11 protein-coding genes are annotated in these 15,167 nt (G+C 70.2%); all 11 read right to left on the bottom strand.

From position 1 onward, the window contains the following. Positions 1-177: 177 nt before the first annotated feature. The 11 genes from E2651_RS16715 to E2651_RS16775 all read right to left on the bottom strand — a co-directional run bounded on the left by E2651_RS16715 (position 178) and on the right by E2651_RS16775 (position 15,128). A complete protein-coding gene (locus tag E2651_RS16715; RefSeq protein WP_135331944.1) occupies positions 178-1,521 on the bottom strand; it encodes a VWA domain-containing protein in 1,344 nt (447 codons plus the stop codon). A 91-nt stretch (positions 1,522-1,612) separates the two neighbouring features. Further along, the gene (locus E2651_RS16720) at positions 1,613-2,986 is read right to left on the bottom strand and encodes a PP2C family serine/threonine-protein phosphatase (RefSeq protein ID WP_135331945.1); all 1,374 of its coding nucleotides are present in this window, start codon (positions 2,984-2,986) and stop codon (positions 1,613-1,615) included. Positions 2,987-2,988: 2 nt separating this feature from the next. Further along, positions 2,989-5,550, bottom strand: coding sequence for a serine/threonine-protein kinase (locus E2651_RS16725; protein WP_135331946.1), 2,562 nt, complete (start codon positions 5,548-5,550; stop codon positions 2,989-2,991). Then, positions 5,547-6,863 carry a hypothetical protein gene (locus E2651_RS16730; RefSeq protein WP_135331947.1) on the bottom strand — a complete coding sequence of 439 codons (1,317 nt, stop codon included), beginning with the start codon at positions 6,861-6,863 and terminating at the stop codon, positions 5,547-5,549. The genes E2651_RS16725 and E2651_RS16730 overlap by 4 nt, the downstream gene beginning before the upstream one ends. 37 nt (positions 6,864-6,900) lie before the next feature. Next, positions 6,901-7,920, bottom strand: a complete 1,020-nt coding sequence (locus tag E2651_RS16735; protein WP_135331948.1) for a glutamate ABC transporter substrate-binding protein — start codon at positions 7,918-7,920, stop codon at positions 6,901-6,903. 17 nt (positions 7,921-7,937) lie between these two features. Then, entirely contained in the window at positions 7,938-9,410 is a 1,473-nt protein-coding gene (locus E2651_RS43945) for a hypothetical protein (RefSeq protein WP_209446169.1), read from the bottom strand. A gap of 279 nt (positions 9,411-9,689) precedes the next feature. Next, positions 9,690-10,667, bottom strand: coding sequence for a BadF/BadG/BcrA/BcrD ATPase family protein (locus E2651_RS16755; RefSeq protein WP_135331950.1), 978 nt, complete (start codon positions 10,665-10,667; stop codon positions 9,690-9,692). Beyond that, positions 10,664-11,929 (bottom strand): 6-phospho-beta-glucosidase, encoded by a 1,266-nt coding sequence (locus E2651_RS16760; RefSeq protein ID WP_135331951.1) that lies wholly within the window; start codon positions 11,927-11,929, stop codon positions 10,664-10,666. The genes E2651_RS16755 and E2651_RS16760 overlap by 4 nt, the downstream gene beginning before the upstream one ends. Positions 11,930-11,931: 2 nt before the next feature. Next, positions 11,932-12,828, bottom strand: a complete 897-nt coding sequence (locus tag E2651_RS16765; RefSeq protein ID WP_135331952.1) for a carbohydrate ABC transporter permease — start codon at positions 12,826-12,828, stop codon at positions 11,932-11,934. Between the two features lie 6 nt (positions 12,829-12,834). After that, positions 12,835-13,776 (bottom strand): sugar ABC transporter permease, encoded by a 942-nt coding sequence (locus E2651_RS16770; RefSeq protein WP_135331953.1) that lies wholly within the window; start codon positions 13,774-13,776, stop codon positions 12,835-12,837. Between the two features lie 11 nt (positions 13,777-13,787). After that, positions 13,788-15,128: an ABC transporter substrate-binding protein gene (locus E2651_RS16775; protein WP_135331954.1), complete on the bottom strand. Its 1,341-nt coding sequence runs from the start codon at positions 15,126-15,128 to the stop codon at positions 13,788-13,790. Between the last annotated feature and the right edge of the window lie 39 nt (positions 15,129-15,167).

Here is a 15,167-nt window from a genome sequence, read left to right on the forward strand (position 1 = left end):
GCGGTACGGCACCGGCCATGCGGTGACCGCAGACCTCGCACCAGTCGTCGGAACCCGACTGGTGTCCGTTCGGGCAGGTCGGCATGTCGGCGCTTCCCCCTCTCCTTCTCCGGCCCGAGGGCCGTACGTGCTGTTGGTGGGGCCACTACATGGGGCTATTGCTCAGTACTTGCGGTGCTACTTCTTCACACGAACAGTCTTCGTGGACCGCGTCTCGAGAGTCATCTCGTCGGCCTCGGCGACCCTCGCCTTCAATCGAACAGTACCTGCCACGGCATCCACCACGTCGACCACCTTCGAAAGCAGCTTCGCGGTGTCCTCGTTCCCCGAGGCGCTCGCGAGCTGAACGGCGCGACCCAGTTTGGCCGTTGCTCCGTCGACATCTCCCGATTTGCGCGCGTCCAGGCCCTGCTGGATGACTTGTGCCAGTTCCGCCTGGCCCGTGTAGTGCGCCACCTGCGGATTGATCGACGTCGATGCGGCCATGTCGTCCGTCCACACCGCCCGCACCAGGCCCTGCGAGAGCGTCTGGGCGCTGCCGTCCGGCTGCGGCACGATCAGCGAGACGCGGGCCGCGAGCATCTCCTGGCCGAGCTCGGCGTTCGGCACCTCGACACAGATGTGGTAGTCGCGGGACTCGTCGCCCCAGGACCCGGTGGGATAGTCCCCGGCACGCGGTCCCGCCTCCGTACGGCGGTCGGTCAACTCCTCGACCGTGGGCGCCACTTGCTTGACGAACTTGATCTCCACGCCCATCGGCGTCCACAGCCGCAGACTGACGTCGGCGACCTCCTTGCCCATCGCCGCCTCCATCATCTGCGTGAAGTCGGCGGACAGGCCCGAGGGGTCGGCGACGATGTCGGCCGTGCCGAGCAGCGCGGAGGCGATGCCCGTGACCTCCTTCACCTCCCAGTCCGTGCCGACGCCGCGGGCGTCGCAGGTGAAGCGGCCCGCGCAGGAGTCGAGCGCGGCCTTCAGGTCCTCGGGTGACTCGTGTTCATTGCGGCCGTCGGTCAGCAGGATTCCGTGCCGGATCGATACGTCGGCCGAGGCGAGCAGCCGGTCGGCGAGGCGCAGCCAGGTGCCGATCGCCGTGCCGCCGCCCGCGCTGAGCTTGCGCAGCGCCTGCTTGGCCTCGCCCCGCGTGTGCGCGTCGGCGACCGCGAGACGGCCGTCCCCCGGGTAGACCTCCTTGGCGACATGCGTGCCGCCGATCACCGCGAAGTGGACTCCGTCACGTACGGCGTCGATCGCGGCGGACGTGGCATCCCTGGCCCCGCGCATCTTCGTCGGCGGGTAGTCCATCGACCCTGAGCAGTCGACCATGATCGCCACGGCCGCGTCCGGGGTCTGCCCCGCCGAGTAGAGGTGCGGGGCGCTCACCGCGGTACCGACCGTGCCACCGCCCGTCGAGGTCACCGTGGCGATCGCGTTGACCTCGCGGCCGCCCTCCGGGAGGTACTCGTTCTGATACACGTCGACCGAGAACTGCGGCACGTTCGACTTCGAGAAGTTGGCCATGGATCCCTGCTCCCCCTAGACGTCCCACCCGCTTCCCCAAGCCGGTGGGTGACAAGTGCGTGTGCCCCGAGGCCCGTTGCCGGGGCCTTCTCTAGGCCGATCCTGCCCCTTGCGGCATGACACGGAACGGCAGAACGGCCACTGTTACGTTGTCGTGGCCCCCGCCGTCCAGGGCGTGACCGACCAGGACCTGGGCGCTGTGCAGCGGCCGCTCGGCGGAATCGGCGGGTACGGCGCGTGCCATCTCCTCCACCGCCTCCGCGTAGTTCCACAGTCCGTCCGTGCACACCACCACTACACCCGCACGGTCCGGCTTGAAGGAAGCGGTGTGCGGCTCCAGTTCGTACGCGTCGGCGCCGAGCCAGCCCGTGATGGCGTGCGCACGCTCGTCCGCGTACGCCTCCGCCTCGTTCATCAGACCCGCCGCCACCATCTGCGCGGCCCACGAGTCGTCCTCGGTGAGCCGGACCGTCGGGCCGCTGCGGTCGTCGGGGACCCAGTAGGCGCGGCTGTCGCCGACCCAGCCGACGACGAGCAGGCCACCGGCGACGATCGAGCCGACGAGGGTGCACGCGGGCGCGTTCTGGTGCGGGGAGTGCTCCCTGGCCTGAGTGGGCTCCGCGGCAAGGGCGTTCACCGCGTCGGACGCCGCGAGGATCGCCTCGTGCATGGCCTGCTGCGGATGCGTGCCGCGCGGAAGCGCGTCGAGCAGCGCCTCGTTGGCCGCGCGCGACGCGGCGAAGGAGGCCTCGTCGGGGCGGGTCGCGGAGGAGACGCCGTCGCAGACGATCGCGACGACGGCGGGCGAACCGTCCGGCAGCGCGGCCGAGGAGATCGCGAACGCGTCCTCGTTGCGGTGGTGGCGCAGGCCCCGGTCGCTGACCGCGGCGACCGCGTCGAGCTCCTGCTCCATGTGGTCGCGCTCGCGGGGCTGCGCGTGCCCGCAGTTCTCGCAGTAGCCGTCCGGGTCGACGCGGCCCGAACGGCACGCCACGCAGAGCTTGGTGCCGGCCGGCGGCGTCGGATCGGGCAGCGCCGTACGAGGATCGGCGGGCTCGGGCCCGGGGCGGGCGCCCGGCGCGGGCAGCGGGTACTCGTCCGGCTCGGCGGGCCGCTCGGCTTCGGCGATCCGCGCGTCCACCGAGAGCTCCGCACCCGCCGAGTCCGTGCCCGGCAGGTCGGTCGGCAGGTGCGCCGGCACCGGCATGTCCGAGCTGTCCACGTCCGGGGCGACGGGCCAGTCCGCGGATGAGGCGTCGGACGCCCGGGGCGCCGGCGGTGCTTCTGGCGCCGAGCCGTTGATCGCGATCGTGGGGTGGTCGCCCGCGTCGGCGGCGCCCACCGGCTGCGCCGACAGGTCATACCCGCAGGCGCCGCAGAAGAGGTCACCCGCCTCCAGCGGCTCTTCGCAGCCGGGGCACGTGGAACCGGCGGCCCCGGCAGTCTGCTGGTGCATCTGCGACATCTTCACACCCACGTCCGGGGGCGGAATCGGTTGGCCCGTTCCACCAGTTCGATCCTCTCCTCGCCACCCTGGGCGAGCCGGGCAAGTGTTCGGTACGAGCGCTCGAGGCCGAAGCGGAGTCCGCGCTCGTCGAGGTCGCTGCCAAGGAGCACGGTCCGCGGGCCCGACGACGCCGTAGGCGGCGCGGCGGCGTGACCAGAGTGACCACCGGAGAGTACCCAGTCCAGCGCCGTGCCGAGGACCTCGGTCGACAGTCGCTCCCGGCGCACCGCGTCGAGGCCGAAGCCCGCGAGGGCCTCCACCTGCCCCGCGGCCGCCGTCAGGTCGTCCAGGAAGTCGAGGAAAGCGCCGCCGGGCGGCGGCGCGGTCTCCGCCGCCAGACGCCGGCGCAGCCTCGCCCGGACCGCGGCCACCCGGGCCGCCGTGTAGTGGATCGAGGCCTCCGGCACCGACTCCAGGGTGCTCACGGAGCCCCGCCGGTCGCCCGCCGCGAGCTGCACGCGGGCCAGGCCGAACGCCGCGCTGACATAGCTCGGGTCGGTGGTCCACACGAGGCGGTAGTACTCGGCCGCGTTGTCCAGCTGCCCGAGCACCTCCGCGCAGACGCCGAGGGCCAGCTTGGGCGCGGGTTCGCCGGGGAACGCGTCGTACACGGCGTCGAAGGACAGTGCCGCCGTCTCGTGGTCACCGGTCGCCAGCGAGGCGATGCCCCGGTACCAGACCACCCGCCAGTCGTCCGGATGCTGCACCTCGAGCTCCGCCAACGCCTGTGCGGCGGCTTCCGGTTCACCCATGGAGAGCCGGGCCCGAAGCCCGCGCAGCCGCAGCTCCACCGAGTCGGCGGGCGCGGCCCGCAGCGCGGTGATCAGCTCGGCGGGCGCGGAGGCCATGAGCCCGGCGAGGAACCCGGCGTTCGGGTCGTTCGGGTCGACGCGGGGCACCGGAAGCGCGAGCGACGTGGCGGGCGCGTCGAGGTGGCGGACGATGCGGGCGGGCGGCGCGGACGGCGGTGCGGGCAGTGCTCCCTGACCGGCTCCCGTGCCTGCGGTGAGCTCGCGGCGCCCGGTGGGCAGCGCACGCGCCCCGAGGCTGGATGCGTCCTCGGTGAGCTCGGCGAACAACTCCGTGTCCGTGACCTTCACCTCGGGCCCGAACAGCGTGGACAGCGCGGGCCTAGGCCGCCCCGTCTGCAGCGCGACGACCTCCCGCAGGACGCCCGTGAGCTGCTCCGCCATCTCCTGCGCGGAGGCGAACCTGCGGGCCGGGTCGGGGTCGGTGGCGCGCACCAACAGGCGGTAGAAGGACTCGTACTTGCGGAAGACCTCGATGTTGTCGGGGTCCGGCAGGGAGTCCACGAACACGTTCGTATAGCCCTGGAAGTCGAAGGTGAGCACCGCCAGGGTGCGCGCCACCGTGTAGAGGTCGGAGGCCACCGCAGGGCCCGCCTCCGCGACTTCGGGGCCCTGATAGCCGACCGTGCCGTAGATCGCCGATTCCTCGTCGTCCATCCGGCGGACCGCGCCCATGTCGATCAGCTTGAGCTGGTCCTCGGTCTGGATCGCGTTGTCGACCTTGAAGTCGCAGTACAGAAGATTGCGGCTGTGCAGATGCCCGAGCGCTTCCAGGGCCTCGATGCCGAACGCGCAGGCCTGCTCGACCGGCAGCGGATCGCGCTTGCCCTCCGCCGTGCGACGGCCGTTGGCGATCTCCTTCAGGGACTTTCCGCCGACGTACTCCATGACGATGTAGCCGTCCATGGAGCCCGTGCGCTGGTCGAGGTGCTCCACGAAGTTGTAGATGCGGACGATGTTGGAGTGCTCGATCTCGGCGAGGAAGCGGCGCTCGGAGATCGCGGCCGCCATCGCGTCCTGGTCGCCCGTGTCGAGCAGGCCCTTGAGGACCACCCAGCGGTCGGAGACCGCGCGGTCGATGGCGAGATAGACCCAGCCGAGCCCGCCGTGCGCCAGACAGCCCACGACCTCGTACTGGCCGTGCACGATGTCGCCGGTGCTCAGCTTCGGCACGAACGAGTACGGGTGGCCGCACTTGGTGCAGAACCCCTCCGTGCGGCCCGGCCGGTCACCGCGCGCGCGGCCCACCGGCGCCCCGCAGTCGGAGCGCGAGCAGAACCGCTTCCGCTCGGGCACCTCGGGGTTCTCCTGCACCGCCTGGCGCGGGTCGGGGCGCGGCACCTCCGGCACCTGCACCAGGCCCATGCCCAGCCGGCTGCGCCCGGACGATCCTGCCGCCGATCCCGAGCTGCGCACCGAGACCGAACGCGACGACGCCGTACTGCCGGACAGGGAACGCGAGAGCCGCCCCGACACCGAACGGCGCGAGGACTGGGAGCGCGACGACCGGGACGAGGCGCGCGAACTCGACCTGGAACTGCTGCTGCTGGAGCCCTTGCCGCCGCCGGTCAGGCCGGTCGGGGGCGATGACACCATGCCGGTCGGCGAGACGACCGGGGCCAGGCCACAGGTGTCGCAGTACAGCTCGCCGCCGCCCACGTCCTCGTACGACCCTGTGCATCCGGGTCGCTGGCACTTCCGCTGCTCACTCATGCTTCCCCCCTCCGGTCGGTGGGACCGCCCTGTTGCGGCACCCTCGGTGCAAGGACTTCGGCGGCCGCCTGCTGATAGCGGAGCACCGCCTGCTCGGCCACGCGCAGATCGCAGGGCGCACTCCACAGCATCCGGCGCGCGGCGTCGTACCGCTCGATCAGGAGCGGGTCCTCGGAGAAGCCGAGCCTGCCGACCTTCGCCTTGTACGCGTCCAGGCGGCCGCGCAGTTCGGCGCGGACCGCGAGGGGCTGGGTGACGGCCGTCAACGACTCGCGGGCGCGCAGGAGTTCGTCCTCGGCCTTCTGCTCCAGGGACTCCAGGAGCGGGGAGAGGCGGTGCCACTGGGCGTGCCTGCGGTAGTCGGACGCCATGGCCAGCTGCTCCTGCAGCGCCGTCGGCGGGCCGCTCACGGCGGGCACTTCGGAGGCGGCGATCTTGGCGAGGACCTCGCCGCGCGCGGACCGCGCCTCGGCGAGCGTGCGGTCCGCGCGGGAGAGCACGTCGCGCAGCCTGCCGAGCCGCAGCTCGGCGTCCTGCCGGACGGTGAGCACCGCGTCGATCTCCCGGCGTACGTCCTCCAGGGCGCGCGCCTCGCGGTCGTACCGCTCGGTGTGCGGGCGGCCGCCGCCGGGGGCCGAACTGCCCGTCGCGGGCTGCCAGAAGGCCAGCGGGTCGGTCACCACCTGCTCGCGCAGGAGCGTCAGTTCCGCCGTGATCCGCTCCAGGTCGTCGCCCGCCGGATGCTCGCCCGGCCGTACGCCCACGGAGTGCGCGAGCTGGCGGGTGCGCTGCAGCTCCGCCGCCAGGAGGTCTATGCGGGCGGGCAGCGCCGACCACACCGCGTCGGCGGCGACGACCATGTCGAGCGAGTGCGCGTACAGGTCGTTCATCCGCGAGACGAGGTCGACGAGCGTGAAGCGTTCGGTCAGCTTGGCGGGTCCGGTGATCGACGACGGCGCGGGGGCGGCGCCGCCGGCGACGGTGACGCTCTCCCCGCGCAGCAGCTCGGTGAGCTCCGTCAGGTCGTCACGGTTGGGCCAGCGTCTGCGGGCGCGGATGTCGCGGGCGGTGTTCAGCGCACCCGCGTACGCGTCGAAGTATGCCCAGAGCAGGGTGATCTGCCGCTCTGTGGCCGTCCAGCGCTCCTGGGTGGTGCCGGTCAGGCCCGCACCCTCCAGGAGGCGTCGGCCCGCGTGATCCTGCAGGGCGAGGAGCGAGGTCTCGATCGCCTCGTGCTCGGCGTCGAGCCGCGCCAGCGCACGGTCCGCCTCGTCCCGGTCCATCACAGGACCGGGGGGTCCCGCGACGCTCATCGATCACCTCTCCGCTCTGCGTTGCCGTGCACTTGGGTCAGTCGGTGTACGTAGGTGCGGGCGGTCCCGCCGATGTGCCGAGGGCGGGCTCGAGCCAGTCGTCGTACGACTTCCGCCAGCCGTTGTCCTTGTCCTTGCGGTAGTCCTCAAGGACTTGGTTGACCCGCCGCACCAGGTCGTCCGCGCCCTTCTCCGGCTTCTTCATCGCCACGCCGTAGTACTCCGTGTTGAGCGGCGCGTCGCCCTTCAGCTCGACCGTCGGGTCCTGGGCGGCCTGGCTCGCGGCGAGTGCGCTGTCCGTCACGACGGCGTCGACCTCGCCGAGCTGGAGCCGTACCAGACAGTCGAGTTGGTTCGGAACCGTAGTCCCGATGTCGGCATCGAGGCCCTTCTTCTTGAGTTCCTCGAGCTTGGTGAGCGCGGTCGAACCCTTCGCGGAGCAGACCCTCTTGCCGTCGAGCGAGTCGTCGAACCCGGTGATCTTCGACGACTTGGGGGCGAGGACCTGCTGGCCGGTCTTGAAGTAGGCGGTGGAGAAGGCCACTTCCTTCTCGCGCTCGCAGGTGATCGTCATCGTCCGTACGACCATGTCGACCTGGCCGCTCTGGATCGCCTTGACGCGCTGGTTGGTCGGGATGGCACGGAAGAGGACGGCGTCGCGGTCGCCGAGGATCTCCTCGGCGATCTTGTGCGCCAGGTCGATGTCGAAGCCTTCGAGCGTCGCCGTCTTCTTGTTCGGGTCGCGATAGCCCCAGCGGTAGCTGTTCTGGTCGACGCCGATGATCAGCTTCTTGACCTTGCGGGCCCGGATCGCGTCGATCGTCGGACCGTCCTTGTCGTCCGGCGACAGGCTGGCCTCCGGCTTCTCGCACTCCTCGGCACGCGCGGGAGCGGCCGCCGCCGAGCCCTGACCCGCGCGGCTCGCGCCGTCGTCGTCCCGGGCCGCGCCGCCCGCCTCCGGCAGCACGAGCACGAGGGAGCCCGTGAGGGCACAGGCCACCGCCATGGCGGCAGCTCCGCCCCAGCCGCGCAGCCTCGCCGTTCCTCGCGTACGCATCGTCCGCTCGCCCCCTCTCACCGGTACTCCGAAAGCCTGCGCCCGATGCCGAGCACGGCACCGGCCGCGGCGAGCACCGCGAGCACGGCGGCACCCTGCGGGAGGCCGTCCATCGCGCTCTTGCCGTCACCGGCCGCCTGCTTGAACTCGCGCTGCTCGTGCGCGAGGGCGACCTCGAGGGCGTCGTCCACGTTGTCGAAGCACTCGCCGGTCGGCTCGTCCTTCTTGTCGCCGACGATCTTGTCGAGCGCGCCCTTGTAGTTGCCCGCGTCGTCGATGTCCCGCGCGGTCTTGTGGCGGTCCTTCCAGACCCCCACGTTCTTCGCGGCGTCCTTGACGGGGTTCTTGCCCGCGTCGTCGTCGGCGATGGCCACGGCCTTGCCGAGCAGCCCGCTGTCGGCGCTGCCGAGCCGCTTCATCGACGCCTGATAGTCGACGTCGAACTTGTCCTTGATCTCCTTGGCGTCGCCCGCGCCGACCTCGACGGTCTCGGCGCCACGGCTGACCAGCGTCAGGTTCTCGTTGCCGCGGGCCTTGAGCGAGTCGATGCGGGCGTCGTTCAGGACGTTCAGCGACTTCACGCCGTGGTCGTACGAATCGCTGAGCCCCGACCGCGCGAAGGTGTGCCCGGCGACGAGCCAGAGCAGCACGACAGCGGAGGCGGCCGTCGCGGCGACCAGGCCGTGGTTGAACACCCTGTTCGTCCGCCGATAGTTGCGCCGCTGGGCCCAGCCGAGGGCGCCGAGCGCGATCACGCCGAGCGCGATGGCGAACCACGGGTAGGGCTTCGCGGCGTCGTAGTCGGCGCTCAGCCGCTGATTCTCCGCCGTGTAGAGCTTCTCGGCGGCCGGGAGCATCTGCTTCTGCATCTTGTCGTTCGCGTACCGCAGATAGGCGCCGCCCAGGGGGAGGCCCTGGCGGTTGCTCGCGCGGGCGCGCTCGATCAGCCCTGTGTACTCCGGGAGCAGCTTGTTCAGCTCGCCCACCGATGTCGCCGCCGATGAGCCCGCGCCCGCGTTCGACGCGGCGTTCGCGAGCTTCTCGGAGGCGTTCTTGATGTCGCGGTTGTACCGGTCGCGGACGTCGGCCGGCTCCTGCCCGCCCGCCAGGAAGCCGCTGGAGGCCGCCGTGTTGGCGTCGGCCAGGGAGCGGTAGATCGCCGCCGCGTCGGCGCTCAGCGGCTGGCTGCGGTTGAGCACGCTGTCCGCGGCGTCCGAACGGCTGGTCATCTGCCAGGTGGTGACCGCCCCGAAGGCCACGACGAGCAGGGCGAGCACGGCGCCGATGATGCGCAGCTTGCCCGGTTCCGTCGTCGCTGCGGCGCGCAGCCGGTCCCGGCCCTCGACCCACGCGGGCCGGCGCGGGGGAGCGGGAGCCGTCGACGACGCGGCAGGCGCGGCCGGTGCGGCGCCCGCCTGAGGCGGGACGGCGGGCATCGTCGGCGCAGGCTGTCCCGGCGGCGCGGCGCTGCCGTTCGGCGGGTATGTCACCTTGACCTCGACCTCCCCCTCGGTCATCGGACGGTCACCTCCGCCCGCCGTACGCGGCGCGGGAAGAAGTGCACGGCCGCAAGTATTGCCGCAGGGACTGACATCCGCACAGGCATTGACTGGATCTTGTTCCGATCATCCTGCCCGGACGACCGTCCCTCGAACAACGCGAAGATCGCGCACCACCCCTGCCCTTGAATACGCGAATCCGAGCCGTTCGGTTCCATGGCCCGAGGGGGGTTGTCACTTTGTGCGGGTCCGGCCCGGGACCGGAGGGCGCTAGCCCTCGTAGTGCCCCCGCACCCGCTCCAGCGCCCCCGCCGACGCCCCCACATGGTCGAGGCCGAGCAGCGCCGCCCCCAGCACGGGACGTACGGACACCACGCGAGGAACCGCCTTCGGGGCGCGCGAGGCCAGCAACGCGTGGATGGCATCGTCCAGTTGAGGATGCCCGGCAGCCAGCACGCTCCCCCCGAGCAGCACCGGCGTCTCCTCCTCCAGGAGGCCGAGCCGGGCCAGGGCGACGCCCGCCATCGCCACCACCTCCTCCGCGAGGCGGTCCACGATGGACCGTGCCACGGCGTCCCCCTCGACCGCCGTGGCGAAGAGGACCGGCGTCAGTTCATGCCGCCGCAGCTCGTCGATCCGGGACAGGTGCAGCGCCTCGATCAGCGCGTACATGGACGGCAGTCCGAAGTGCGCCGGCAGCGTGCGCGACAGCGAGGTCGGCCCCCCGCGCCCGTCCTCCGCACGGGCCGCGTGCCACAGGGCCTCCTCCGCGAGGCCCCAGCCGCCGCCCCAGTCACCGGAGATCCGCCCGATGGCGGGGAAGCGGGCCGTGCGTCCGTCGGGCCGCATGCCCACGCAGTTGATGCCCGCACCGCACACCACGGCGACCCCGCGCGGCTCGGCGACCCCCGCCCGCAGAATCGCGAAGGTGTCGTTGCGTACGGTCACACTCGCGCCCCAGCCACGCGCGTCAAGCGCCGCCGCCAACTGCTCCTCCTCCACCGGGAGATCGGCGTTGGCGAGGCACGCCGAGACATGGTCGGCCCCGTCGGCCCCGGCGGCCGCGAACACTTCGCGCACCGCAGCCTCCAGGACGTCCACCGCGGTCTCGACACCCACCGTCGGCGGCTGGAACCCTCCGCCCCGCGCCGCCGCGACGACCGTGCCGTCCGCGGCGACCAACGCGACGTCGGTCTTGCTGTTGCCCGCGTCGATCGCGAGAACCGACCCGGATACGGAACCGCTCATGCCCACGCGAGGTGCTCCCGGTTGTGCGCGATCAGCTGATCGGTGAGCTGCTCGGCGTACTCGAACTGCCCGATCAGGGGGTGGGCGAGCAGGGCGCGGTAGACGCGGTCGCGGCCGCCCCGCAGCGCCGCCTCCAGGGCCAGGTCCTCGTACGCGGTGACATGGGCGATCAACCCCGTGTACAGCGGGTCGAGTTCGGGCACGGCGAGCGGCGTGGCCCCCTTCGTGCCGACCGCCGCCTGCACCTCGATGACCGCGTCGTCGGGCAGGAACGGCAGCGTGCCGCGGTTGTAGGTGTTGACCACCTGGTACGGGCTGCCCCCTCCTGCCAGCAGCGCCGCCGCCAGGTCGACCGCGGCCTCCGAGTAGAAGGCCCCGCCCCGCTTGGCGAGCAGTTCCGGCTTCTCGTCGAGGGCCGGATCGCCGTACATCCTCAGCAATTCCCGCTCCATCGCGGCGACTTCGGAGGCCCGCGACGGCTTGGTGCGCAGTTCGCGTACGACCTCGTCGTGGGCGTAGAAGTAGCGCAGGTAGTACGAGGGGACGACACCGAGGCGGTCGACGACGTGGCGCGGCAGGCGCAGATCCGCCGCGATCGCGTCGCCGTGCTCGGCGAGCAGCCTGGGGAGCACGTTCTCGCCCTCGGGGCCGCCGAGGCGCACCGCCGTCTCCCAGGTGAGGTGGTTCAGGCCCACGTGCTCCAGATGGATGTCACCGGGGGTCACGTCGAGGAGCTTCGCGAACTTGCGCTGGAAGCCGATCGCCACATTGCACAGGCCGACCGCCTTGTGCCCGGCCTGGAGGAGGGCGCGGGTGACGATGCCCACCGGGTTGGTGAAGTCGATGATCCAGGCGTGCGGATTCGTACGCCGTACGCGTTCGGCGATGTCCAGGGCCACCGGCACCGTCCGCAGCGCCTTCGCCAGGCCGCCCGCGCCCGTCGTCTCCTGGCCGACGCAGCCGCACTCCAGCGGCCACGTCTCGTCCTGAGCACGCGCGGCCTGGCCGCCGACGCGCAGCTGGAGCAGGACCGCGTCGGCGCCCTCCACGCCCGCGTCCAGGTCGGCGGTGGTGACGATCCGGCCCGGGTGGCCCTGCTTGGCGAAGATGCGCCGGGCCAGACCGCCGACCAGCTCGAGGCGGTCGGCCGCCGGGTCGACGAGCACCAGCTCCTCGATGGGGAGCGTGTCCCTCAACCGGGCGAATCCGTCGATGAGTTCGGGGGTGTAGGTGGAGCCTCCGCCCACCACGGCGAGTTTCATGTTCAGCCCTTCACTCCGGTCAGCGTGACACCTTCGACGAACGCCTTCTGCGCGAAGAAGAACACGAGGATCACAGGGGCCATGACCAGCAGGGTCGCGGCCATGGTCAGATTCCAGTCGGTGTGGTGCGCGCCCTTGAACGACTCCAGGCCGTACGAAAGGGTCCAGGCGCCCGGGTTCTCGGACGCGTAGATCTGCGGCCCGAAGTAGTCGTTCCAGGCGTAGAAGAACTGGAACAGGGCGACGGCGGCGATGCCGGGCTTGGCCATCGGCAGCACGACCCTGAGCAGGGTCCTGAGCTCGCCGCAGCCGTCGACCTTCGCGGCGTCGATGTACTCGTTCGGGATGGTCATCAGGAACTGCCGCAGCAGGAAGATGGAGAACGCGTCGCCGAACGCCATCGGGATGATCAGCGGCCACAGTGTGCCGGACAGATCGAGCTGCTTCGCCCAGAACAGGTACATCGGGATGACGATGACCTGCGGCGGCAGCATCATCATCGAGATGACCAGCATCAGGGAGAGATTGCGGCCCCTGAAGCGGAACTTGGCGAGCGCGTACGCCACGGGCAGCGAGGACACCACCGTCAGGAGGGTGCCGAGTCCCGCGTACAACAAGGTGTTTCGCCACCAGGTCAGGAAGCCGGGGGTGTCGAAGACCTTGCTGTAGTTCGACCACTCCCAGGTGTCCGGGATCAGATCGCGGGTGAGTGTCTGCTGGTCGCTCATCAGCGAGGTGAGGAACACGAAGACGAACGGCAGCACGAAGAACAGCGCCACGGTGACGCCGAGCGTGTGTACGGCGATCCAGTGCAGGAACGCCTTGCGCCGCGCGGTGCGGGCGGCGGGGGTGACGCCGTTTCCGGTCAACTCCGGCTTACGTTCCAGTAGTTGGGTCATGGAGGTTCAGTCACCTGCCTGGATGAGGCCGCCGCGCCGCCGCATCAGAAGCGCGGTGAACGCCATGGCCAGGGCGAAGAGCACGAGCGCGATCACGCAGGCGGAGCCGTAGTCGAAGCGCTGGAAGCCGAGGTTGTAGACGAGCTGCGGAAGCGTCAGCGTCGACTTGTCCGGGTAGCCGGGCTCGAACTGCTGCCCGGAGCCGCCGATCACGCCGGACGCGACCTTCCCCGCGACCAGTGGCTGTGTGTAGTACTGCATGGTCTGGATCACGCCCGTGACCACCGCGAACATCACGATCGGCGAGATGTTCGGCAGCGTCACGAAGCGGAACCGCTGCCACGAGGAGGCGCCGTCCAGCTCGGCGGCCTCGTACTGCTCCTTCGGTACGTCGAGCAGCGCGGCCATGAAGATGACCATGAGGTCACCGATGCCCCACAGGGCGAGCATCGTGAGGGCGGGCTTGGACCAGGCGGCGTCGTTGAACCAGCCCGGGGTGGGGAGTCCGAGATCGCCGAGCAGCGAATTGACGGGCCCCGTACCGGGGTTGAGCAGGAAGGCGAACGCCATGGTCGCGGCGACGGGCGGTGCGAGATAGGGCAGATAGAAGAGAGTCCGGAAGACACCCGCACCGGTCTTGATCTTGGTGATGAGGAGCCCGATCCCGATGCCGAAGACAACCCGGCAGGAGACCATGACCACAACCAGCCACAGCGTGTTGCGCAGCGCGGGCCAGAAGAGCGGGTAGTCGGCGAAGACATAGGACCAGTTGTCCGTTCCCGTCCAGGTCGGCGGCTTGAAGCCGTCGTAGTGCATGAACGAGAAATAGACGGTCGAGATCAGCGGATAGGCGAAGAAGACCGCGAAGCCGATCAGCCAGGGCGACATGAAGGCGGCGGTCCGCAGCGCCGAGCGACGGCGCTTCGAACGCAACGTGTAGGTATTCATCGGGGCGACGGCTACTTCGCCTGCTCGATGTCCGTGTCGATCTCGTCGGCGGTCTTCTCCAGACCGGCCTTCAGATCATTCTGCTTTCTCTTTTCGAAGTCGAATCCGAGGTTCTGGACGGAGACGAGGTAGGGACCTCCGTTGACCGACGCGGGAGTCGTCGTCGAGTCCGGGTTCTCGGCGATGTCCAGGAACGTCTTGAAGCGCGGGTCGTACTTCAGCTTCGGCGACTTCAGCGCGTCGAACGTGGACGGCACATTGCGGATGGCGTTGGCGAAGTCCACGACCGCGTCCGTGTTCGTGGTCATGTATTTGACCAGCTCCCACGAGGCGTTCTGCTTCTTGCTGGTGGCGGCGATACCGGCGATGGTGCCGATGACATAGCCCTTGCCGTACGTCTCCTTCTGATCGTCGGGCACGGGCAGCGGGGCGACGCCGATGTCGAAGCCGACCTTGGCCTCCTTCGCCATGCCGAGCCGCCACTCGCCGTCCATCTGCATCGCCACCTGGCCGGTGTGGAAGGGGTGCTTGGCGCCCCACTCGTCACCGAACGTCGACCGGTACTTCTCCAGCTTCTGATAGCCGCCGAGTTCGTCGACGAGCTTCTTCTGATACGTGAATCCGTCGACGAAGGCCGGGTCCTTGGCGACGTTCGACTTGCCGTCCTTGTCGAAGTACGTCGGGGACCACTGCGCGAAGTAGTGCTCGGTCGTCGTCTCGTAGCCGTGGTAGTTCGGCATGAACCCGAGCTGCTCGTACGAGTCACCCTTCGCCTTGGTCAGCTTCTTGGCGACGGAGGTGAATTCGGACCAGGTCTTCGGCGGGCTCTTGATGCCGGCCTTCTTGAACTCGTCCTTGTTGTAGTAGAGGCCGTACGCGTCGCCGAGGAGCGGGGCGGCGCAGCGGTTGCCCTCGAACTGCGTGTACTCGTTCATGGTCTTCGGGAAGGTCTTCTCGGGGTCGATCCCGTCCCTCTTGAAGAAGGGATTGAGGTCCACCCACGCTTCCGACGAACAGAACTTCCCGACGTTGTTGGTGGTGAAGGAGGAGATGACGTCCGGAGCCTTCGACCCCCCGGCCCGCAACGCCTGGTTGATCTTGTCGTCGTTCATGTTCCCGACAACCTTGACGCGAATGTTGGGATGCGCCTTCTCGAAGGCGTCGACATTCGCCTGGACGGCCTTCACCTCGGACGGCGCGCTCCAGCCGTGCCAGAAGTTGATCGTCGTCTCTTTGCTCGCGTCGTCGTTCGCGCCGGAGCCGCTCTGCCCCGTACAGGCGGTGGTCGCGAGCAGGACCATGGAGGCGGTCGCGGCGAGCGCGACGGCGGTCGCGCGGCTGTTTTCGGGCATGACGGGGTACTCCCTGGGCAGGACGGGCTCGGACGAGGG

The organism is Streptomyces sp. MZ04 (assembly GCF_004684775.1).
Classification (GTDB): domain Bacteria; phylum Actinomycetota; class Actinomycetes; order Streptomycetales; family Streptomycetaceae; genus Streptomyces.